Origin of the sequence: Archangium gephyra (assembly GCF_049060025.1) — a bacterium.
GTDB lineage: Bacteria > Myxococcota > Myxococcia > Myxococcales > Myxococcaceae > Archangium > Archangium gephyra_A.
This window is the reverse complement of record NZ_JBMEQQ010000002.1, coordinates 9,736,880-9,757,202: the sequence shown is the minus strand read 5'-3', so window position 1 is coordinate 9,757,202 and position 20,323 is coordinate 9,736,880. Positions and strand designations below refer to the sequence as shown.

Below are 20,323 nucleotides of genomic sequence, written 5' to 3'. Positions count from 1 at the left end.
GGGTGAGGGTATCGAGGGCCTCGGGTTCGCCAGAACCTGGGGCCTTCGTGCATCCGGGCCACCGCGGGCCCCGAGGGTCCATTCCCGGCACCCACCCCGTCATGACGCTTCCGCGCGTCACGGGTATGGGGCAAAAGGACCGCATGTCGCTGTTGACCCTGCTGCTGCTCGCATTGGGACTGGCCATGGATGCCATGGCCGTGTCCATCGCGAGTGCCCTCGCGGCCGCGCGTGTCCGGGCACGAGACGCCCTGCTGCTCGCCTTCATGTTCGGCCTCTTCCAGGCGCTCATGCCCGTCATCGGCTGGGCGCTGGGCTCGCAGTTCGCGAAGACCATCTCCGCCTGGGACCACTGGCTGGCCTTCGTGCTGCTCGGGGGCATCGGGGCCAAGATGATCCACGAGGCCATCACCCACCATCACCCGGGCGTACCCGACGCGCCGAAGCCGGACGACCCGCCCTCGAAGCGCAACCCATTCCAAATGGGGACGCTCACGCTCATGGCCCTGGCCACCAGCATCGACGCGCTCGCCGCGGGCATCACCCTGCCCGTGCTCGAGGTCCGGCTGGTGATGGCGGCGGCCATCATCGGCGGAGTCACCTTCGCCCTGTGCCTGCTGGGCGTGAGTGTCGGCCGCCGGTTCGGTGAGAAACTCGAGGGCAAGCTCGACATCATCGGAGGCCTCGTCCTCATCGGCATCGGCACCAAGACGCTCATCGAGCACCTCTCCGCCGGCTGAGGAACGCCCCACGAAGCACCGAGGCCGGAAGCCGCTGAATGCGCAGCGGTCTCCGGCCCCGGCCTACCACCCGGCTCCGCTCACTTCGCCGGCTTCTTCTTCGCCGCGCCCGGGACCGGGAAGCCGCGCTTGCGCATCAGCGCGTCGATGCCCGCCTCCTTGCCGCGGAAGCTCCGGTAGCCCTCGGCCGGGTCCACCGTGTTGCCCACGGAGAAGATGTTCTTGCGCAGGCGCTCGGCCACCGTCCGGTCATAGGCGCCCTTGGCTTCGGTGAAGGCCTCGAAGGCATCCGCCGTGAGGGTGTCCGACCAGAGGTAGCTGTAGTAACCCGCCGAGTAGCCGTCCCCCGCGAACACGTGGCCGAACTGCGGCGTGCGGTGCCGCATGACGATCTCCTTCGGCATGCCGAGCGCCCCCAACGTGTCGCGCTCGAACGCGTCCGGATCGATCTGCTGGCTGCCCGCGAGGTGCAGCTTCATGTCCACCAGGGCGCTCGACAGATACTCGACCGTGTCGAAGCCCTGGTTGAAGTTGGAGGCCTTCTCGATCTTCGCCACCAGCGCCGCGGGGATGGGCTTGCCCGTCTGGTAGTGCAGCGCGTACGTGTTGAGCACCTCGGGCGTGGAGAGCCAGTGCTCCAGGAGCTGCGAGGGGAACTCCACGTAGTCCCGGGCCACGGCCGTGCCCGACAGGGTCGGGTACGTCACGTTGGAGTTGAGGCCGTGCAGCGCGTGGCCGAACTCGTGGAACAGGGTCTCCGCGTCGCTCCAACTGATGAGGACGGGCTCGCCCGGCGCGCCCTTCACGAAGTTGGAGTTGTTGGAGACGATGGTGCTGACCTCGCCCTTGAACCGCTCCTGGTTGCGGTAGGCGTTCATCCACGCGCCGGAGCGCTTCCCCTGCCGCGCGTACGGGTCGAAGTACCACAGGCCCACGTGCTTGCCGCTGGCCTTGTCCTTCACCTCCCAGACGCGGACATCCGGGTGGAAGACGGGCACATCGTTCACCGGCGTGAACGAGAAGCCGAACAGCTCGCCCGCGACCCAGAACATGCCCTCGCGCAGCTTCTCCATCTGCAGGTAGGGCTTCACCTCGTTCTGATCCAGGTCGTACTTCGCCTTGCGGACCTTCTCCGCGTAGTAGCGGTAGTCCCAGGGCTCGATCTTCAGCTTCGCGCCTTCCTTGTTGGCGATCGCCTGCATGTCGGCGACCTCCTCGCGGGCCCGGGCGACGGCGGGCGTCCACACCGCCTCCATCAACTGCATGGCGCGCTCGGGCGTCTTCGCCATGGTGTTCTCGAGCCGCCAGTGCGCGTGCGTCGGGTAGCCCAGCAGCTTCGCGCGCTCGGCGCGCAGCGTGAGCACCTCGGAGATGATCTGGTTGTTGTCGCGGGCATCCCCGTTGTCCCCGCGGTTGACGTAGTTGCGCCAGACCTTCTCGCGCAGCTCGCGGCGGGCCGAGTACGTGAGGAACGGCTCCATGGAGGAGCGCGTGTTGGTGATGACCCACTTGCCCTTCATGCCCCGCGACTCGGCGGCGGCCGCGGCCCCGGCGCGCACGGAGTCCGGCAGGCCGGCGAGGTCCGCTTCCGACTCGAGGACGACGACGTAGCCCTCCTCGTCCGCCAGCACGTTCTGGCTGAAGCTGGTGTAGAGCGAGGCGAGGCGCTGGTTGATGCCGGCCAGGCGCTGCTTCGCCGCCGCGTCGAGCTTCGCGCCCGCGCGGACGAAGTTCGTGTAGCGCAGCCACGTCAGGCGCTGCTGCTCGGGCGTCAGCTTCGCCTTCTCCGGCGACTGGTAGACGGCCTCGATGCGCTGGAAGAGCTTCTCGTTCTGGGTGATCTCATCGGCGAAGGCCGCGAGCCGGGGCGCCATCTCACGCTGGATGGCCTGGAACTCCGGCCCGCTCATGGACGAGCCCCAGATGCCATAGAGCGTCTCCACGTCGTCGAGGGTCCGCCCGGCGTCCTCCAGGGCGGCGATGGTGTTCTCGAAGTCCGGCGCGGCCGGGTTGTGGGCGATGGCGGCGATGGCCCGGCGCATCTCCTCCATGCCCGCCTCGAGCGCGGGCTTGAAGTGCTCGACCCGGACCTTGTCGAACGGGGGCACGCCGCCGTACGGGCCGGACCACCGGGCCAGCAGCGGGTTGTCCACCGGGGCGGCCTCGGATGGGGCCGCCGGGGCCTCCTGGGCGGCGGGGGCGGACGGGGCGGCCTCGCGGACCGCCTGGGTGGCCGTCGAGCACCCGGCGGACACGAGCGCGGCCACGCCCGCGCTGGCGAAGAGAAGCTTACGCATGTGGGAACTGCCTCCAGACTGGGTTGACTGCGGAAAATCCCTGCTCCAACGAGCATGCCTGCTCGCTTCTTCCCGTCGACCCCCTCCGGCTTTCCCACCCCCTGCTAAGGAAGGTAGAACGATTGGGCTATGCTCCGCGCCCACACTCGCGGTGCATTTCCTCGCCATGGCTTACTCGCGCTTCCGTCCGCTCCCCGCGCTGCTCGCGTCCCTCACCTTCCTGTCCTGCGCCGGTCCGCGTATCGAATCGCAGACCCTGCAGCCGCCTCCGCCCGCCGCCAACGGTGGGCGCCCGGTGTCGGATCCGCCGCCCTCGCGCATCGTCATCCACGCCACCATCTTCCGCGAGGCCCTCCTCAAGAAGATGGCCGAGAGCCTGCCGCGCTCGGGCGAGGGCGATGCGCAGCTCTTCGCCGGCCAGACGCTGCACTACACCTGGCAGCGCGAGCCGCTGACGCTCAAGTTCGACCGCGGCCGCGTCGTGGTGGGCGTCACCGTCAACGGCCGCTTCAACATGCTGGGCGATCGCGAGATGCCCATCGCCGTCACCATCGCCGGCGAGCCCGTGATGACGGCGGACTTCAAGGCGCTGCTGCAGTCCACCGAGGTGCAGGTGGTGGCCAAGGGCCCCGTGGATGCCGTCAACCGCTCCATCGAGGGCAAGCTCAAGGAGCTCATCGGCAAGACACTCGACGAGTTCCGCTTCGACGTGCGTCCGCTGCTCTCCAGTGCCTTCGCCCGGCTCGCCCGCCCCATCGAGATTCCCGTGGGCGGCGGCCAGGTGGCCTGCGCCGAGCTGAAGGTGACGAGCCTGGAGGCCGCCCCCACCCTGCTCGCCGATGGTTTCGAGAAGGACCTCGGCATCGTCGTGATGCCCTCGGTGACGCTGCCCTGCACCCCGGTGGCGAGCCTCGCCGCTCCCACCGGCACGGACGGCGGCACGCCCACGGATGCGGGAGTCCAGGCGGCCAGCCCCGCCACGAACCCCGGTGGTAGCACGCAGTTCGCCAGCTACACCGTGACGGATGGCGGCACCCCGGACACGGACGCGGGCACGCAGACGGCGCTGTACACCACCGGCCCCACGAGCAACGACGGCGGCACCGGGGTGGACGCCGGCATGCCCCCGGCCACGCAGGTGGCCACGCAGGTGACGATGCCCCTGCTGCAGAACGTCTCCACCCTGCCCTCCGGCCCCTTCAAGGTCGTCATCCCCGTGGCCGCCCGCTACGAGGAGCTCTCCAAGGCGCTCGAGGCCTCCATGAAGGGCCGCCTCCATTTCTCCGAGTCGCATCCGGAGCTCTACATGGAGAATCCCCAGGTCTACCCCTCGGATGACACGGTGGTCATCAAGATGAACCTGGGGGGCAACGCCAAGGTGGGCAGCTACTCCGTGCCGATGACGGGCGAGCTCTTCTTCGCCGGCCATCCCCGCGTCCTCGACAACCAGATCTCCGTGCCCGACCTGGAGATCACCCCGGGCACGGCCAGCGAGCTGCTGAAGCTCAAGTTCGCCCTGGACTACCAGTCCATCCGCGACCAGGCCCGGCAGGCGCTCCGGGTGGACATCTCCGAGCGGCTCGCGATGGTGAAGGACAAGCTGTCCACCGAGATGACCTTCTCGGAGGACCTGGGCTGCGTGCGCGGCCAGGTGCTGCGCTCCGAGGTGACGGGCATCTACCCCCACCCGAGCTTCCTGCGCATCTACGTGCAGGTGGACGCGCAGCTCGGGCTGTACCTGCCCTGCAAGAGGTAGGGCCCACTGTCCGATTCGTGAGCACCCCGTCCGGGAATCGGACAGTCCGGACGGGTGCGCTCAACCCTTCGAATCCACGGACGATTCGCCAGGTAACGTCAGGACTCTTTACGAGGAGCCCCAGGGCGGCTGGTATATCCGTGCTCCGAGGCGGCTCGGACACCGCGCCCAAGCCCTTGTTTTCCCATGTGTCCAGGTGTTGGCCCGAGGGTTGCTCATGGCAAGGGGCGCGCGGCTGGAACCTCCAGGCGCCAGCGTCCACCCCTTGTAGTCTCCTCAGAAGGAAGCCCCCATGCGCAAGCTCTCCATGGCGTTGCTGGCCGGTGTTGCCCTCGTTGGCTGCGGTCCCCAGACCGAGAACGACGAGATCGTCTCCAACCTGGTCGAGGCCGGCTTCCCGGCTGACGACATCCAGATCGTCGAGGATGCCGTGTACGTGGGGCGCGACGCTCACGTGACCCTCGAGACTTCCCGCGAGATGCTGCGGACCGACAAGGCGACCGCGGAGCAGTACCGGACGACCAACCTCGTCGGCACCTCCGTGACGAAGATCTGCATCGTCCCCACCTCCCAGTTCAACAGCTACAGCACGCTGAGCGCGGGCCTGGATCTGGCCATCGACAACTACAACAGCCAGGGCCTCCAGTTCACCATGGTGCGCGGCTCGGCCGCTGACTGCAGCGCGACCATCTCCGCGAGGACCACGAGCGGCACCGGCGGCTCCGCTGGCTTCCCCAAGGGCGGCAAGCCCTACGGCACCATCAACATCGGCGTCGGGCTGCAGAGCTACAGCATTGACGTGAGCGAGCACGTCATCACCCACGAGCTGGGCCACTGCATCGGCTTCCGCCACTCGGACTACTACGATCGGTCCATCAGCTGCGGCGGCTCCGCCAGCAACGAGGGCGCATCCAACGTGGGTGCCATCCACATCCCCGGCACGCCGACCACGGCCACGCGCGGCGGGTCGATCATGAACTCCTGCTTCAGCTCGTCCGAGTCCGGTGAGTGGAGCAGCTCTGACCGCACCGCGCTCTCCTACCTCTACTGAGAGCTGGCGCGACAGCCCCCGGGTCCGTCGAGGACGCTGGGGGCTCTCCTCCTCGCGGGCACCGGACTCCCGGGCGTTTCAGCCCGTGGACCGGTGCCCGCTGCTTTTCCGGCGGTTACTTCCGGCCGCCGAGCCACGAGCCCCACCGCACCAGCCGCGTGCCGCCCTCGGGCTCGCGCTTGCCATCGGCGGTGACGCGCTCGGTGCTGCTGGCGAGCGGCTGGAAGCGCGCCTCATGGGGCAGGCCCGCCAGGCCCGGGGCCCACGGCTCGGCCGCGTAGGTCTCCGAGAAGACGCGCTGGATGCCCTCGACGTTCTCGGTGCGCTGCTCGATGAGGGCGGGCACGGTGCGGCCCTCCGCGGTGAAGGTGCCCCGGGTGCCGGACGCGGCGGCGGCGGGAGGCCACTCCCCCGAGGACAGCACCTCCCAGGGCAGGCTCATCAGCAGCTCCTCGAGGGGCTCCGGCTGGGCCTGCGAGAAGTCGGAGCAGGGGGCGGTGTCGGCGTCCGCGGGGCCCTCGGTGCGCAGGAGGAAGCCGCGCTCGGCGGCGAAGCACACGCGCTGCACGCTGGGCGAGGGGCCCACGTCCACGCTCCGGTCGTAGTACGCGCCCGGGCCCAGGGGCCGCTCCAGCGCGGGCACGGGAGCATTGGCACCGGCCGGGCCCTCGCGGAACTCGCGCAGCGTCAACTGGAAGCCGCCCGCGGCACCGAAGCCGGAGAGGGTGGTGTTCGCGTCGAGCAGGCCGCGGGTGAGGTAGAGCGGGCCCGGCGCGTTGGCGTACACGCGCGTGTTCAGCGGGCCGTCCACGGGGCGCTGGTCACTGACGTAGCGCGTGGCCTCCCAGGTGCGGCCCGCGCTGGAGGGCTTCTCGGCGCTCGTCTCTCCCGCGTGGGGCACGTCGAGCGGCCGCGTCGTGTCCGCGCGCACGGGGATGAGGAGTTCCTGCGCCAGCCGCGCGTGGGCCAGGGGCTTGCCGGCCTCGTCGGTGTAGGCCAGGCGCACCCACACCCAGGGCTGCTGCACGGCCACCACCTCCAGCGTCACCTGACCGCCCAGGGTCCGCATGGAGCCGCCGCCGCGGGGCGCGGAGCTCTGCGTCCCGGAGAAGGAGTAGGTGACCCGGTCGCCCACGCGGGCGCGCTTCCAGGCGTCAGCGGCCTGCATGGACGCGGGCTCCTGGGCCTGGGTGTCGGAAGGAGAAGGGCTGCTCGACTTCGTGCTCTCGCAGCCCGGGAGGACGGACAGGGCCGCGCCCAGCAGCGCGGCGAGGGGGAGGTTGGAGTGGCGCATGTGCATGTGAGACTTGATACACGCAGAGTGTATTCACACCAGACACTGTCCGATTGGCGAGCACGGCGTCCGAGATTCGGACAGCCTGGATGCTATGCACTCAAACGATTGATACTTCAAATGTTTCACCATCAAACGTCAGGGACTTTTACAAGAAGTCCCCAGCGGCCGGTGCATCCGTGCTCCAGGGACAATCTTGCACGGTCAACCAACCCCCTGTTTTTCCGTGTGTTCATGGGTTGGCGCGAGGGTTGCTAAGGGGAAGGGGCGCGCGGCCGCGGCTGAAGTCCCGGGCGGCAGCGTCCAACCCCCGTCGTCCCCCGAAAAGGAAGCTCTCATGCGCAAGCTCTCCATGGCGTTGCTGGCCGGTGTTGCCCTCGTTGGCTGCGGTCCCCAGGCCGAGAACGATGAAATCGTCGCCAACCTGGTCGAGGCCGGCTTTCCCGCCGACGACATCCAGATCGTCGGCGAGGCCGTGTACGTGGGCAACGACGCTCACGTGACCCTCGAGGCTTCCCGCGAGATGCTGCAGACCGACAAGGCGACCGCCGAGCAGTACCGGACGACCAACCTGGTCGGCACCGCCGTGACGAAGATCTGCATCAACCCCACCGCCACCTTCAACAGCTACACCCGCCTGAGCCAGGGCCTGGATGCGGCGATCGCCAACTACAATGGCCTGGGGCTGCGCATCTACTTCCAGCGCGGCGGCACCGGCTGCACCGCGACCATCGCCGCGAAGACCATGTCCGGCACCGGCGGCTCCGCGGGCTTCCCCTCGGGCGGCAGGCCCTACGGCACCATCAACATCGGCACCGGCCTGAACAGCTACAGCGTTGACGTGAACGAGCACGTCATCACCCACGAGCTCGGCCACGCCATCGGCTTCCGTCACTCGGACTACTACAACCGCGCCATCAGCTGCGGCGGCGCCGCCAGCAACGAGGGCACCGCCGGCGTGGGCGCCATCCTCATCTCCGGCACGCCCAGCACGGCCACGGTGGGCGGCTCCATCATGAACGCCTGCTTCCGCTCCACCGAGACCGGCGAGTGGACCAGCTCGGACAGGACCGCGCTGAACGCGCTGTACTAAGACAGGGTGCGCCCCCCCTGCTCCGTCCATGACGCAGGGGGTCGCATTCTCGCGGGCACCGGACTCCCGGCCTTCTGGCCCGTGGACGTGCGGTGCCCGTGCATTGGGCGCGCTGTCCGATTGCTGAGCACCCCGTCCGAGACTCGGACGGTGCGGGTGCTGTGCGCCCAAACTGTTGAGCCCACAAACGATTCACCCGGAATCGTCAGGACTCTTTACAAGAAGTCCCAGGACAGCGGGTGCATCCGTGCTCCAGGACTAATCGGGTCTTGCCAGCCAAGTCCTTGTTTTCAGGTGTGTCCGGGAGCTGGCCCGAGGGTTGCTGAGGGGAAGGGGCGCGCGGCCGCGGCTGAAGTCCCAGGCGGCAGCGTCCAACCCCCGTCGTCCCCCGAAAAGGAAGCTCTCATGCGCAAGCTCTCCATGGCGTTGCTGGCCGGTGTTGCTCTCGTTGGCTGCGGTCCCCAGAGCGAGAACGAGGAAATCGTCGCCAACCTGGTCGAGGCCGGCTTTCCCGCCGACGACATCCAGATCGTCGGCGAGGCCGTGTACGTGGGCAACGACGCTCACGTGACCCTCGAGGCTTCCCGCGAGATGCTGCAGACCGACAAGGCGACCGCCGAGCAGTACAGCACGACCAATCTGGTCGGCACCGCCGTGACGAAGATCTGCATCAACCCCACCGCCACCTTCAACAGCTACACCCGCCTGAGCCAGGGCCTCGACCTGGCGATCGCCAACTACAATGGCCTGGGGCTGCGCATCACCTTCCAGCGTGGCGGCACCGGCTGCACCGCGAACATCACCGCGCAGACCATGTCCGGCGCCGGCGGCTCCGCGGGCTTCCCCTCGGGCGGCAGGCCCTACGGCACCATCAACATCGGCACCGGCCTGAACAGCTACAGCGTTGACGTGAACGAGCACGTCATCACCCACGAGCTCGGCCACGCCATCGGCTTCCGTCACTCGGACTACTACAACCGCGCCATCAGCTGCGGCGGCGCCGCCAGCAACGAGGGCACCGCCGGCGTGGGCGCCAACCTCATCCCCGGCACGCCCAGCACGGCCACGGTGGGCGGCTCCATCATGAACGCCTGCTTCCGCTCCACCGAGACCGGTGAGTGGACCAGCTCGGACAGGACCGCGCTGAACTACCTGTACTGAGACATGGTGCGCCCCCCCGGTCCGTTCATGACCCCGTGGGGTCGCATCCTCGCGGGCACCGCACTCCTGGGCATTCTGGCCTGTGGAACGGTGCCCGCGGATCCTCAGGTCTGCGGGGATCCGAAGCAGCCGGAGGTGGGCAGTCTCCCGGTGGGCAGCCTCTCGCAGTGCGGCCCGACCGCCGATTTCACCCCCATCAACAGCTACCGGGGTGAGTTCTCCGACGTCCTCGGCAGCGAAGACGCGGTCGTGCTGATCGACGGACGCTGCACCGGAACGCTGATTGAAGCGAGCGCGGGACCGGTGGTGCTCACCGCGGGCCACTGTGTCGGGCGCGGGGACCGGTCGGTGCTGGTCTTCAACTTCGAGGACAATCCCGACGGCGACCCGCTGGTGACCGAGGGCACGGTCCTCGAGCAATCGCTCGAACCCGACTATGCGCTCATCGCGCCCGACGTGCTTCCCGCGGTCACGCCGGTGTTGCTGACGTCCCAGGCCAGCGAGCGGTTGGCGATCATCCAGCATCCCCGGGGCCGGACCAAGGTCATCGCCGAGGGCAGGTACCTGGACTCATGTGATCGGCTCGTCTACTACGCGGACCTGGACACCCTCGTCGGGAAGCTCCGGGGCGGGCGTGCTCACCCGTCGAGGCCACCTGCTGGGCATCCACACCGACGGCGACTGCGACAAGAAGGGCCGCGGCGCCAACAGGGGCTGGACGGCGGAAGCGATTGTCGAGGCGTCCGAGTACCTGCGGAGCGACGACGTCGCCGGACGCTGAGGCCCCAGGGCCCGCTTGGGGCCGAGCAGCTTCAGGACGCCCACGATGGCGGGGCCCATCATCGTCTCGCTGAACGAGTCCACCATCCGCTCGCCCAGCTCGAACCAGGCCCGCTCCTCGGGCACGCCCGGGTAGAGGTCCGCCACCACCAGGCGCATCGTGCGCAGCCACACCTCACGCGGGTAGGCCGGCTTCAACTTCGCGTCCAGCTCGATGCCCGCCTCCTTCACGCGCGCCTTCAGCCTCGGGCTGAGGCGTCCCTTCAGCGCACGGGAGAACATGGCCTCGACGGTGGCGTCGTAGACGAGGGGCTCTCGGGGCGTCGGCACGGCGCGGAGACTCCTGGACACAGGCGGGCGAGCGGAGGCCGCCATTCTGGCACGAGCCTCGAGGCGGTGGCTCGCCTCGGCGCGAGACCGTGCCTGTCACCGCTTCCGCTTCGTGCAAGGGTTGGCCGGCCTACCCCCTATCCTTCAGGGCTGTTTCTCCTGGGGGAGACCAGCGGCATGTCGAATAAGCACCGGAGTCTTGCGGTGGGGGAAGGCGGCGGTACGCAGCTCGAGGCTCGGCGGAGGTCGTGGGACGAGCCGTGGATGGCGGTGCGCCTGGTGGTGCTGGTGCTCCTGGCGCTGCAGACGGCGTGCGCGACGGGCCATCCCTTGGGCGGGAACCTGGGGGTCGGGCGCCAGCGGTGGCGGGTGCAGCGGCCCCCCCCTGGGCCACAGGAGAACAAGGGCCACACCCAGGCGGCGCCCGTAACGGGGGCCCATGGGGCCGACGAGGACCTGGAGAGCGCTGACACGGGGGCCGACGTCACGGTGGTGGCATCCGCAGCCGAAGGTCCCGTGGAGCCGAGGCAGGCCCGGCATCGAGCGCGCCGCGCAAGGGCGTTGGGTGGCCGGACGGAGTGGGCGACGGACGGCCCTTCGAGGTGCCCATGACGCTCGACTACTTCCAGGGGTTTCTCTCGCAGGCGGGCGTCCCGAGTACCGCGTTGCCCAGGGATGGGCGGACGCTATCGCCGCAGCAAGCGCTGGAGCTCGTGCCACATCTGCTCTCCACGCCGGTGACACTGGGTAACTTCGGGCTGCGCCGCATGGCAGCGCACCTGCTCTTGGAGGTAGCCACGGGGGACAAGGTGGTGACGAGGGACGAGCTCCACGCGTGCATGCGGCGCTTTTCGCGGCTGCTGGTGCTTCGTCCAGACGGATACCTGGTGAGGGCCACCTCTGGAGTAGCGGTCCAGAAGGCGGGGCAGGTTGTGCTCGCCGAGGACGGAACGCTACGGGCTGGTCGCTTTGCGGTGGGTCCCTTCTACGCCGTAGAGGGCGAGCGTCTCTTTCCGGTGAACCAGCAGCTCGAGGTTCCGAAGGGGGCGCGGCCGGCGGGCCTATATGAGCCCGACGACAACCCGGCGCTCGCGCTGGCCGAGGGCTCTGTGCTCGCGGTCGTAGATATGGTGGAGGGCCTCTACCGGCTCGTCTTCTACACGGACGAGACACTCGAGGGGCTGCTACAGCTCCCGGGTGCGGTGAGGCAGCTTTACGAGAAGCTCTCCGCAGCTGTGGGAAGAGTTCCGCCACAAGCCCTATGCGGAGAAGGTACGGACGATCTCGCGGCTGGCGACGGGGATTGTCCTGACGGTGGGCACCGCGGGGGCGGGGGCTGCGAAGGCCGCGTCCTGGGGAGGAAAGGTCGGGAGTATGAGCGTGCCGCTCCTGTCGCTTTCGAGTGATGGGCTTCTCGCGGTGCGCCTGGTCGCGGTTCCTGTCGGGGGAGCGGTTGCAGTAGCGGGAAACGCGCTGAGTGCCACCTACGTTCTGCACATGGCCAACATGGGCGCGCAGGGCGGTGGCGGCTGGCCTCCCTCCGGCGGTCCTGGGAAGTGGGAGCAGACAAACGAGAGCATGTCGCAGGACTCTCGTTGCTACCAATGCCAGGTGACGGGGGCGCCGCCGGGGTGGGTCTACCGCGTTTGGAGGAATGGAGAGAAGGCGGACTTCGACGGCTACAGCATCTCGCAGGGTGTTCTGCAGGACGGCAAGGCGTTCAGCTACGCCAAGCACTACGATGACAAGCTCGATCCCAAGCGGTACTTCCGGGGCGCCAACAAGCTCCTCGAGACTGCCCGGCGCCAGACCCGGGTGGCGAATGGAGTCCCTATCCGGTGGTACGTTGCGGAAGAGGAGATGGTCGGGATTCTCAAGAAGATGTTGGAGAAGGACGGCCTTCTTGGCATCGAAGTGGTTTACGAAGGAGCCGCGGTGAGGGGTGCCCCATGACGGAGAGCTACTATGCAGGCGTCTACTGGCCGGCCCGGCTCGAATCCGCGGAGGAGTGTGCTCGCCGAACGGAGACCTTCTTCCGCCTCCTCGCGCGCTGCGACGAAATCTTTAGTCAATGGTATGAGCAGGCGGACTCGTCAGAGGAGGCGCTCCAGCGCGGGTTCACGCCGAACTACGAGACCCTCCTGCGCTTCTTTCGGAGCGAGGAAAACCAACTCGGCAAGGACGGCTTCAGCTTCGGGGCTTGGACTGGGCACGTTGACGACGGACGTGGGAGCATGGTGCGCCTCACGTGCGGGGACGCATCCGGGGCCTACCCAAATTGTTGCGTGCTGTACCTCCCATGGCCCGAAATCGAGCCAGAGGGCGCGCGCGTGATGACAACGCCCGTTCTCGTGAACGTCCTGCGGGCCATGGTGCTCGCGTGGGAGCCTGTCCTTGGCGTCGTATCCAGCGACGAGTGGCGGTGGGCGCTTCGGCCCGAGAGAGAGCCGCGCGGCTTCGCGGGGTGGCTCACCTACGTGTCGCGCGCGCGAGGGGAGGTGCCTCCAATGTCTCCGCCTGTCCGAACGGAGCCGGTAGAGGACAAGGGCACGCTCCTGGTCTTGGCACCGGAGCGCTTGAGCGCATGCAATCCACAGCACCTTTCGCTCGGGCGCCGAGCCCAGGAGGTATTGGATGCGAAAGACTTACTTCGCCCGGTCCTCTCGTAGAGGCCGCGTGAGTCCGAACATTCACAGGAGGGAGAGGCCCTAAGCCACCCGAGCCAGATTCGCGCAGGGGGAGGTGGACAGGCCGCACCTACGGCTTGCGCTTGACGCTCAGCGCAGCCGCGGCCGCCGCCTCGCGCAGCTTGTCCTTCTTGCTCTTGCGCTTGCCCTTCACGCCGCCGTGCGGGTCCTGCGCCGGCGGGGCGAGCTCGACCGGCTCGAATCCCTCGATGCGCTCGCGCGGAAGCTCGAGGTGGTGGCGGCGCTCGATGAGACGGAAGTGGGCCTCGGTGCTCGCGCTGACGAAGCTGACCGCCATGCCCGGCTGTCCGGCCCGGCCCGTGCGGCCGATGCGATGCACGTAGTCCACCGTGGAGCGTGGCAGGTCGTAGTTCACCACCGCGGGCAACTGCGCGATGTCCAGGCCGCGGGCGGCCACGTCTGTCGCGACGAGGACCCGCACGCGCTGGGCCTTGAGGTCCGCGAGCGCCTGGGTGCGCGCGCCCTGGCTCAGCTCGCCGTGCAGGGCCGCCGTGGGGATGGAGGCGCGGTTCAGCTTCAGCGCGAGGTGGTCCGCCCCGTGGCGGCTCGCCACGAAGACGAGGACCTGGGGCCACCCGTGGATCTCCAGCAGCCGGCGCAGCAACATCGTGCGCTTGCCGGTGTCCACCGCGATGGCGCGCTGGACGAGGGGCGCCGCGGCGGGCAGCGCGGCGGTCTCCACCTGGACCCGGACGGGCTCGCGCAGCAACTGCGTGGCGAGCGCCTGCACCGCCTGCGGGAAGGTGGCGGAGAAGAGCAGGTTCTGCCGGCGCGCGGGCAGCAGCGCGAGCAGGCGCGTCAGCTCGTCGGCGAAGCCCAGCGAGAACAACCGGTCGGCCTCGTCGAGCACCAGGGTCTCCACCGAGGAGAGCCGCAGGGCATTCTGATCCACGAGGTCCAACGCGCGCCCCGGGGTGGCCACCACGAGGTCCGCGCCACCGCGCAGCGCCATCATCTGGGGGTTGGCCGAGACGCCGCCGACCGCCAGGCAGCTCTTGAGCGGACTCGGCAGGTAACGGCCGTAGCGGCCGATGGCCTCGTCAATCTGGGCGGCGAGCTCGCGAGTGGGAACGAGGACGAGGGCGCGCACCTGCCGCGGCACGCGTCCCGGGCGCAGGCTCAGGGAGTGCAGCAGGGGCAGGAGGAACGCCGCGGTCTTCCCGGAGCCCGTCCGGGCCGAGGCCCAGACGTCCCGGCCCCGCAGCACCGCCGGGATGGCCTCCCGCTGGACCGGCGTGGGCTCGTCGTAGCCGAGCTCGGCCACGGCCCGGGCGAGCGCCTCCGAGAGGCCGAGCGAAGTGAAGGTCATGGGGGAGGGCTACCTCGGGAGAGGGGCGCGAGGGAGGGCGTGCGCCGGGGGCAAGCAGTCTACCTGGAGAAGGCGAAGGGCCTCCGCTCCCAGACACTGGAGCGTGAGGCCCTCGGCCCGGGATTCGAACTGTGCGGCTCAGGCCACTTCGAGCGCCTGCTTCAGGTCGTCCACCAGGTCCTGCGCGTCCTCGATGCCCACCGACAGGCGGATGAGCCCATCCGTGATGCCCAGCAGCTCGCGCGTCTCCTTGGGCACCGACGCGTGCGTCATGATCGCCGGGTGCTCGATGAGCGACTCCACGCCACCGAGCGACTCGGCGCACGCGAAGATCTTCACCGTCTTGAGGAACGTGCGCGCCGCCTCCAGCCCGCCCTTGATGTCGAAGGTCATCATGCCGCCGAAGCCCGTCATCTGCTTGCGGGCCAGCGCATGCTGCGGGTGGCTCTCCAGGCCCGGGTAGGTGACCTTCTGCACCTTCGGGTGCGTGGCGAGGAACTGCGCCACCTTCAGCGCGTTCTGCGCGTGGCGCTCCATGCGCACACCCAGCGTCTTCACGCCGCGCAGCACCAGGAAGCAGTCCATGGGGCCCGGCACGCCGCCCACCGCGTTCTGCAGGAAGTACATCTTCTGCGCCAGCTCGTCATTGCTGGTGCACACGAAGCCGCCCACCACGTCGCTGTGGCCGTTGATGTACTTCGTCGTCGAGTGCGTCACCACGTCGAACCCCAGGTCCATCGGACGCTGGAAGTACGGCGTCATGAACGTGTTGTCGCACACCGAGAGGATGTTCCGCTTCTTCGCCGTCTCCGCGATGCGCGGCAGGTCGATGAGCTTGAGCATCGGGTTGGTGGGCGACTCCACCCACACCATCTTCGTCTTCGGCGTGATGGCCTTCTCGAAGTTGTCCGGGTTGGACAGGTCCACCCAGGAGAAGTTCAGCCCGTGGCGCCGGAAGACCTTGTCGAAGATGCGGAAGGTGCCGCCGTACACATCGTCGGACACCACCACGTGGTCCCCGGACTCCAGCATGTGCATCAGCATGTCCGAGCCCGCCAGACCCGAGGCGAACGCGAGGCCATGCTTGGCCCCCTCGAGCGCCGCCAGACAGTCCTGGAGCGCGTTGCGGGTGGGGTTCTGCGTCCGGCTGTACTCGAAGCCCTTGTGCTCCCCGGGGCCCGCCTGGACGTAGGTGGAGGTCAGGTAGACCGGCGTCATGATGGCGCCCGTCGTGGGATCCGGCTCCTGGCCGGCATGGATGGCGAGGGTATCGAAGCGCATGGCCGGGGGCCTATCACACTCCCCTGCCCCCCGGGAGTGTCCGCCGCGCCCGCCCGCCTGTCCGGAAGACTTGCCCGGCGGCGGGGAGTCGGAGAAGAGGGGGCGGCGGTTGTACCGGAGAGGACAGGGCAGTCATGACGCAGGGCAGCGGAACGGCGGTGGGGATGTTCGAGAACCGCCTGCGCAAGAACGTGAAGCACTTCCGCAAGTGGGCCAAGGCCCGCGGGCTCACCGCCTTCCGCGTGTACGACCGGGACGTGCCCGAGTACACCTATGCGGTGGACCTCTACGCGGACCGGGTGCACCTGGTGGAGTACCCGCGCCGCCGGGCCCTCAAGAGCCTGGAGGAGCAGCGGGCCGAGGTGCTCGCCGCGGTGACGGCCGTGCTGGAGGTGCCCCCGGAGCGCATCCACGTGAAGACGCACCTGCCCCAGCCCTGGGGCCGCTCGCAGTACGGCCGGGTGGGCGAGGGCACCGAGCGCGTCGTGGTGGAGGAGCAGGGGCTGAAGTTCTGGGTGAACCTCGGCGACTACCTGGACACCGGCCTCTTCATGGACCACCGGCTGACGCGCGCCCGCGTCCGTGACGAGGCCAAGGGCAGGAGCTTCCTCAACCTCTTCTGCTACACGGGCGCCTTCACCGTGTACGCCGCCGCGGGCGGGGCCTCGCGCACCTTCAGCGTGGACCTCTCCAACACCTACCTCGACTGGGCCGAGGAGAACCTCGCGCTCAACGGGCTGTCGGACCCGCGCCACACCCTGCTGCGCGCCGATGCCATGGCCTGGGTACAGGACCAGCGCCACGAGCCCGAACAGCTCTTCGATCTCGTGGTGTGTGATCCGCCCTCCTTCTCCACCTCGAAGAAGATGCAGGGCTCCTTCAACGTGCAGCGCGACCACGTGCGCCTGCTGGAGGGCATCCGGGAGCTGATGGCTCCCGGCGGCATCCTCTACTTCTCCACCAACTTCCTGGGCTTCGAGCTGAAGGACACCGCCGTGCGCAGCTACGAGGGGGTGGAGGAGCTCACGCCCGGCTCCATCCCCGAGGACTTCCAGCGCCAGGAGATCCACCGCTGCTGGCGCATGGTGGCACCTGGCGCCGCACGCCGCTGAGCCGCGGGCTCAGCGGCGGCAAATCGGGCAGAGGATTTTCCAGCGCCATGGGCAAACGGGCCCTGCGAGCTCACTCGAACCAACACGAATCGCCCGAGGTGTGAACCCGTTCACTGCATTCGCATCAGGCCTTGATAAAGAAGGCTCACACCGCGCCTCCAAGAGAGTTGGCCCATGTCGAATACCCATTCCCATGGAATGCCACTCATTGGAGGCACCTACCCGAAAGGCTGTGGCATGAAGAACTTTTTGGCGATTCCCTGCCTGATGGTCCTGTTGGCTGCATGTGGCGGGACTTCCACCGTGGAGGAGACCACTCGCGCGGATGACACCCTCAATACGGTGCAGTCTGAGTTGTCGTTCGTCGAGTGTGGCCTGGGGTGCCCTGCCGGCGCCGCGGCCAACGCCTACGGGTGTTATGGCGGTTGTGGCCCGTGCTCCGCTGGAGACCAGTACACGTCTGTGAATGGAACAGGTTGCAACCCCATTACGGCGGGTGCGTATTATGCCTGTGGTCTCGGTCAATCTGGGTCGAGCGGTCATTACAACGGCGGGTACATAATCGACCGGTATTGCGATGCTGTCACCTCGTCCAATGGGGGAACCGTCCCCAACAAGACCTACTACGGGGCGTTGCCGACTCCTGGCACCCAGGCCTTCTTCAACTGCAGCCTCGGTTGTCCGAGTGGCTATTCCGTCATCCGGCACGAGATCTCCCGCGGGTGCAACCCCTCGGGCACGACCCCAAGCTCTCCCAACGCCACCTGGTGCATGTAGTTTGTCTCCAGGCCCTGAGGCTCCACCCAAGGAATGACGGGTTGGGCTCTCGCTGAACCAGAAGAGGGCGGAGCACGGGTCCCATGTTAGACCGGGGCCATGTTCTCTGCCCTCTCCGTGCTCGCCCTGCTGCTCTCAGCGGATGGGACCCAGGACCCCAAGAAGGTGTCCCCCTCCACTGCCCCGGCCGAGGTCACCGCACTCGCCGTCGACGTGGACTTCGTCTGCCGCACCCCGAGCACCCAGAGCCTCATCCTCCCCCCCAAGGCCCAGGTCCAGCTCGACGTCCCCAAGGACTGCCCCGATGCCCGCGCCGACTGGCGCCTCTCCGTCGACTGCGGCCCCCAGAGCTGCTCGGGTGAGATCCGCGCCCGCGACGGCGCCATCGCCCGGCTCGAGGGCTCCCGGAAGCTGCTCACCGTGAAGCCCGTCTCCTCGCAGCACCCCCCTACCCTGGACTTCATGGCCGTGCGCATCACCGGCCAGCACTCGCTCAAGCTGGACACGCCCACCGAGCACCAGCCCCCCGTGCAGTTGCTGCTCCAGGTCCCCGCCGTCACCGGCGTCTATACGCTCTCTCCTTCGGAGCCGGAGCCGATCTCGGTGGATTTCGAGCACCGCGCCAAGCGCCTGAGGCTGTACGCCCGCGCCTCACGCACCGATGCCACCCACGTCCGCCTCCAGCTCTGGAACGCCCGGAAGGAGCTGCTCGTCGATGCGACCCTCGAGATGGACAAGCCCCGCGAGCTCGACTGCCAGCGGCTGGATGGCATCTGCGAGGGCACCATGAAGTTCTGGGTCCGCGAATACCAGCGCGTCCTCTGAGGCACGGGCGTTCTACTCGGTGAACTCCGCGTCGGTTTCGTCCCCCGGCTTCCGTTCGATTCGGGGCTTCGAGGCTCGGGGCTCCCCTCCCGGTGAGGGTCCGAAGGGCCCCCCGGAGAATGGACCCGACTGGAAGGTGGTCACGCGCAGCGTCCCCGCGGCCATGCGGCGCTCGAGTCTCCGGCGCACCAGCCCGGCGATGACCCGGCGCGTCGGCGGGAACAGCAGGAAGAGCCCCACGAAGTCGGTGAGCACCCCCGGCGACACCAGCAGGACTCCGCCCACCAGGACCAGCACCCCTCCCACCAACCCCTCCTCCGGCATGCGGCCCTGGGCGAGCGACTCCTGCCAGCGGCGCAGCACGCGCAAGCCCTCCTTCTTGGCCAGCCAGGCACCAATCAGGCCCGTGAGCAGCACCCCGCCCACCGTGGGCCAGAAGCCCACCTCGCGGCCAATGGCCAGCAGCAGGTACAGCTCGATGAACGGAACGACCGTGAACGTCAGGAGCAGGTACTTGAACACCTGCCCAACCTAACGCCCCGCGGCCTCCAATGCCTGCAGGAACGCATGGATGCGGGCGGCGTTGGCTCCCAGGTCACCCCGCCCCACCCTCGACTTCGAACGCATGTCCACCCGCGAGCCCCCTCCCTCCTCCGGCCGCACCCGCACCACGAAGTCGTCACGGAAACGGAAGAGGCGCGTCTCGGCGAAGCCCTCCAGCGTGTGCCCCGGGGCGTCCACGTGCGTCACCGTCCACCCGGGCTGCGCCCGCGCCAGTTCCACCGCCCGCGCGAAAACAGTGTCCGGGGGTTGGGCCTGCTTCAGCGACTTCAGGTCCGTGTAATACATCCGCACCACGGACTTGAACTCCTCGGGGTAGCCCAGGTCCCTCCCCGCGTTCTCCGGCAGCGTCCGCGCGTGGGTGAAGACGGGCACGTCCTGCAGGTCCGTGCTGATGTCGTTGATGGGCGGCTTGCCTCCACCGGCGAAGGCCGGCGACAGCACCGCCACCAGCGCCAGCGTCCCGAGCGCCACCGCCGTCATCCCCGGCGCCACCTTGCCCCGCACCGCGGAGATGATCCCCGCCACGATGCCCGCCAGGCCCACCAGCGCCGCGCTCGCGAACACGAGCATGGCCTGCATCCCCGGGAGGATCCCCACCACGGCCAGCAAGGGCCCGAGGGCGAGCAGCAACACCGCGAGCAGCGAGATGCGGACGGACCAGGAGCGGAGCATGCGGCAGGCATGCGTCAGCGGCGCCGCGAAATCCAGCCTTTTCAGCCCCCGAGCTGGGCGTTGATCCAATCCACCAGCAGGTACAGCAGGGTGAAGAAGCCGATGGCCCCGAACACGAGCTTCGTCGTCGGCTGGAAGCCCTCGGCCTCGGGGGTGGGCATGGGCATGGCCGAGGCCAGTCCGAGCATCTCCCCCGCGTAGCGCGCGGTGCGCTCGTACTGGTCCGCCACCGCGCCCGCCTCATGGGTGTTGAGCTCGCGCCCCAGTTGCGGATCGAAGAACCGGACCTCGGCCTCCCGGGCCAGCTCCGCCCCCTTGGAGACCACCTCGCGGATGAGCTCGGTCCGGTCCGACAGCGGCACGCGCACCTCGGTGGCCACCCACTGGCCGCCCTCGCGCAGCGGGTGGAGCTCCACCTCGCCGTTTTCCAGCAGCCAGGTGCGCCCACCGCTCGGTTGGGCCTTCGCCCCCCGGGCTTCCAGGAGGGCTTCCACCCGGGCGCTGTCGAAAGGCGTCCCCGGGACCATGGATTGAAGGAGCAGGTCGTATCTCACGCTGTTTGGAGTATACGCC

General features: G+C 68.6%; 19 protein-coding genes. 11 read left to right on the top strand and 8 right to left on the bottom strand.

Annotated elements, in window-relative coordinates:
- Window positions 1-143: 143 nt before the first annotated feature.
- Window positions 144-740: a manganese efflux pump MntP family protein gene (locus ACN28I_RS42685; protein WP_420947619.1), complete on the top strand. Its 597-nt coding sequence runs from the start codon at window positions 144-146 to the stop codon at window positions 738-740.
- Window positions 741-820: 80 nt separating this feature from the next.
- Here ACN28I_RS42685 and ACN28I_RS42680 read toward each other — a convergent pair whose 3' ends face one another.
- Window positions 821-3,037, bottom strand: a complete 2,217-nt coding sequence (locus ACN28I_RS42680) for a M3 family metallopeptidase (protein ID WP_420947618.1) — start codon at window positions 3,035-3,037, stop codon at window positions 821-823.
- 166 nt (window positions 3,038-3,203) lie between these two features.
- Here ACN28I_RS42680 and ACN28I_RS42675 point away from each other — a divergent pair, with 166 nt between their 5' ends.
- Both ACN28I_RS42675 and ACN28I_RS42670 read left to right on the top strand, forming a co-directional pair.
- Window positions 3,204-4,793: a DUF4403 family protein gene (locus tag ACN28I_RS42675; RefSeq protein ID WP_420947617.1), complete on the top strand. Its 1,590-nt coding sequence runs from the start codon at window positions 3,204-3,206 to the stop codon at window positions 4,791-4,793.
- 292 nt (window positions 4,794-5,085) lie between these two features.
- A complete protein-coding gene (locus tag ACN28I_RS42670; protein WP_420947616.1) occupies window positions 5,086-5,844 on the top strand; it encodes a zinc-dependent metalloprotease in 759 nt (252 codons plus the stop codon).
- Window positions 5,845-5,959: 115 nt separating this feature from the next.
- On the opposite strand, the gene ACN28I_RS42665 is transcribed toward ACN28I_RS42670, so the two are convergent.
- Complete coding sequence (locus ACN28I_RS42665; protein WP_420947615.1) at window positions 5,960-7,138, bottom strand: DUF6068 family protein; 1,179 nt, start codon at window positions 7,136-7,138, stop codon at window positions 5,960-5,962.
- Between the two features lie 337 nt (window positions 7,139-7,475).
- Here ACN28I_RS42665 and ACN28I_RS42660 point away from each other — a divergent pair, with 337 nt between their 5' ends.
- Both ACN28I_RS42660 and ACN28I_RS42655 read left to right on the top strand, forming a co-directional pair.
- Complete coding sequence (locus ACN28I_RS42660; RefSeq protein WP_420947614.1) at window positions 7,476-8,231, top strand: zinc-dependent metalloprotease; 756 nt, start codon at window positions 7,476-7,478, stop codon at window positions 8,229-8,231.
- 405 nt (window positions 8,232-8,636) lie between these two features.
- On the top strand, window positions 8,637-9,392 hold the full coding sequence (locus ACN28I_RS42655; protein WP_420947613.1) for a zinc-dependent metalloprotease: 756 nt from the start codon (window positions 8,637-8,639) through the stop codon (window positions 9,390-9,392).
- Between the two features lie 570 nt (window positions 9,393-9,962).
- Here the strand turns inward: ACN28I_RS42655 and ACN28I_RS42650 are convergent.
- Window positions 9,963-10,502: a DUF2378 family protein gene (locus ACN28I_RS42650; protein ID WP_420947612.1), complete on the bottom strand. Its 540-nt coding sequence runs from the start codon at window positions 10,500-10,502 to the stop codon at window positions 9,963-9,965.
- A 177-nt stretch (window positions 10,503-10,679) separates the two neighbouring features.
- Here ACN28I_RS42650 and ACN28I_RS42645 point away from each other — a divergent pair, with 177 nt between their 5' ends.
- From ACN28I_RS42645 to ACN28I_RS42630, 4 genes are read left to right on the top strand one after another with little or no spacing between them, the layout of a single operon-like run.
- Complete coding sequence (locus tag ACN28I_RS42645; protein ID WP_420947611.1) at window positions 10,680-11,114, top strand: hypothetical protein; 435 nt, start codon at window positions 10,680-10,682, stop codon at window positions 11,112-11,114.
- Window positions 11,111-11,908 carry a hypothetical protein gene (locus ACN28I_RS42640; RefSeq protein WP_420947610.1) on the top strand — a complete coding sequence of 266 codons (798 nt, stop codon included), beginning with the start codon at window positions 11,111-11,113 and terminating at the stop codon, window positions 11,906-11,908. Before ACN28I_RS42645 ends, ACN28I_RS42640 begins: the two co-directional genes overlap by 4 nt.
- Window positions 11,877-12,455 carry a Tox-REase-5 domain-containing protein gene (locus ACN28I_RS42635; protein ID WP_420947609.1) on the top strand — a complete coding sequence of 193 codons (579 nt, stop codon included), beginning with the start codon at window positions 11,877-11,879 and terminating at the stop codon, window positions 12,453-12,455. Before ACN28I_RS42640 ends, ACN28I_RS42635 begins: the two co-directional genes overlap by 32 nt.
- Window positions 12,452-13,171, top strand: coding sequence for an Imm52 family immunity protein (locus ACN28I_RS42630; RefSeq protein WP_420947608.1), 720 nt, complete (start codon window positions 12,452-12,454; stop codon window positions 13,169-13,171). Before ACN28I_RS42635 ends, ACN28I_RS42630 begins: the two co-directional genes overlap by 4 nt.
- Before the next feature lie 88 nt (window positions 13,172-13,259).
- Here ACN28I_RS42630 and ACN28I_RS42625 read toward each other — a convergent pair whose 3' ends face one another.
- Both ACN28I_RS42625 and ACN28I_RS42620 read right to left on the bottom strand, forming a co-directional pair.
- Window positions 13,260-14,519: a DEAD/DEAH box helicase gene (locus tag ACN28I_RS42625; protein WP_420947607.1), complete on the bottom strand. Its 1,260-nt coding sequence runs from the start codon at window positions 14,517-14,519 to the stop codon at window positions 13,260-13,262.
- Window positions 14,520-14,657: 138 nt separating this feature from the next.
- A complete protein-coding gene (locus ACN28I_RS42620) occupies window positions 14,658-15,800 on the bottom strand; it encodes a cystathionine gamma-synthase (protein ID WP_420947606.1) in 1,143 nt (380 codons plus the stop codon).
- Window positions 15,801-15,934: 134 nt separating this feature from the next.
- Here ACN28I_RS42620 and ACN28I_RS42615 point away from each other — a divergent pair, with 134 nt between their 5' ends.
- Complete coding sequence (locus ACN28I_RS42615) at window positions 15,935-16,912, top strand: class I SAM-dependent methyltransferase (protein WP_420947605.1); 978 nt, start codon at window positions 15,935-15,937, stop codon at window positions 16,910-16,912.
- Between the two features lie 876 nt (window positions 16,913-17,788).
- Window positions 17,789-18,514, top strand: coding sequence for a hypothetical protein (locus tag ACN28I_RS42610; protein ID WP_420947604.1), 726 nt, complete (start codon window positions 17,789-17,791; stop codon window positions 18,512-18,514).
- A 12-nt stretch (window positions 18,515-18,526) separates the two neighbouring features.
- On the opposite strand, the gene ACN28I_RS42605 is transcribed toward ACN28I_RS42610, so the two are convergent.
- The 3 genes from ACN28I_RS42605 to ACN28I_RS42595 are packed head-to-tail and all read right to left on the bottom strand — an operon-like array spanning window position 18,527 to window position 20,304.
- On the bottom strand, window positions 18,527-19,036 hold the full coding sequence (locus ACN28I_RS42605; RefSeq protein WP_420947603.1) for an FxsA family protein: 510 nt from the start codon (window positions 19,034-19,036) through the stop codon (window positions 18,527-18,529).
- Window positions 19,037-19,045: 9 nt separating this feature from the next.
- The gene (locus ACN28I_RS42600; protein WP_420947602.1) at window positions 19,046-19,750 is read right to left on the bottom strand and encodes a DUF1499 domain-containing protein; all 705 of its coding nucleotides are present in this window, start codon (window positions 19,748-19,750) and stop codon (window positions 19,046-19,048) included.
- A gap of 41 nt (window positions 19,751-19,791) precedes the next feature.
- Window positions 19,792-20,304 (bottom strand): hypothetical protein, encoded by a 513-nt coding sequence (locus ACN28I_RS42595; protein ID WP_420947601.1) that lies wholly within the window; start codon window positions 20,302-20,304, stop codon window positions 19,792-19,794.
- Window positions 20,305-20,323 lie beyond the last annotated feature (19 nt).

What these genes read in the sequence shown, in the direction of transcription:
- ACN28I_RS42625 (WP_420947607.1), bottom strand. Translation starts at nt 14,519, where the DNA reads ATGACCTTCACTTCGCTCGGCCTCTCGGAGGCGCTCGCCCGGGCCGTG.
- ACN28I_RS42630 (WP_420947608.1), top strand. Translation starts at nt 12,452, where the DNA reads ATGACGGAGAGCTACTATGCAGGCGTCTACTGGCCGGCCCGGCTCGAA.
- ACN28I_RS42660 (WP_420947614.1), top strand. Translation starts at nt 7,476, where the DNA reads ATGCGCAAGCTCTCCATGGCGTTGCTGGCCGGTGTTGCCCTCGTTGGC.
- ACN28I_RS42665 (WP_420947615.1), bottom strand. Translation starts at nt 7,138, where the DNA reads ATGCGCCACTCCAACCTCCCCCTCGCCGCGCTGCTGGGCGCGGCCCTG.
- ACN28I_RS42655 (WP_420947613.1), top strand. Translation starts at nt 8,637, where the DNA reads ATGCGCAAGCTCTCCATGGCGTTGCTGGCCGGTGTTGCTCTCGTTGGC.
- ACN28I_RS42635 (WP_420947609.1), top strand. Translation starts at nt 11,877, where the DNA reads ATGAGCGTGCCGCTCCTGTCGCTTTCGAGTGATGGGCTTCTCGCGGTG.
- ACN28I_RS42670 (WP_420947616.1), top strand. Translation starts at nt 5,086, where the DNA reads ATGCGCAAGCTCTCCATGGCGTTGCTGGCCGGTGTTGCCCTCGTTGGC.
- ACN28I_RS42610 (WP_420947604.1), top strand. Translation starts at nt 17,789, where the DNA reads ATGTTCTCTGCCCTCTCCGTGCTCGCCCTGCTGCTCTCAGCGGATGGG.
- ACN28I_RS42645 (WP_420947611.1), top strand. Translation starts at nt 10,680, where the DNA reads ATGTCGAATAAGCACCGGAGTCTTGCGGTGGGGGAAGGCGGCGGTACG.
- ACN28I_RS42680 (WP_420947618.1), bottom strand. Translation starts at nt 3,037, where the DNA reads ATGCGTAAGCTTCTCTTCGCCAGCGCGGGCGTGGCCGCGCTCGTGTCC.
- ACN28I_RS42640 (WP_420947610.1), top strand. Translation starts at nt 11,111, where the DNA reads ATGACGCTCGACTACTTCCAGGGGTTTCTCTCGCAGGCGGGCGTCCCG.
- ACN28I_RS42685 (WP_420947619.1), top strand. Translation starts at nt 144, where the DNA reads ATGTCGCTGTTGACCCTGCTGCTGCTCGCATTGGGACTGGCCATGGAT.
- ACN28I_RS42615 (WP_420947605.1), top strand. Translation starts at nt 15,935, where the DNA reads ATGACGCAGGGCAGCGGAACGGCGGTGGGGATGTTCGAGAACCGCCTG.
- ACN28I_RS42600 (WP_420947602.1), bottom strand. Translation starts at nt 19,750, where the DNA reads ATGCTCCGCTCCTGGTCCGTCCGCATCTCGCTGCTCGCGGTGTTGCTG.
- ACN28I_RS42675 (WP_420947617.1), top strand. Translation starts at nt 3,204, where the DNA reads ATGGCTTACTCGCGCTTCCGTCCGCTCCCCGCGCTGCTCGCGTCCCTC.
- ACN28I_RS42620 (WP_420947606.1), bottom strand. Translation starts at nt 15,800, where the DNA reads ATGCGCTTCGATACCCTCGCCATCCATGCCGGCCAGGAGCCGGATCCC.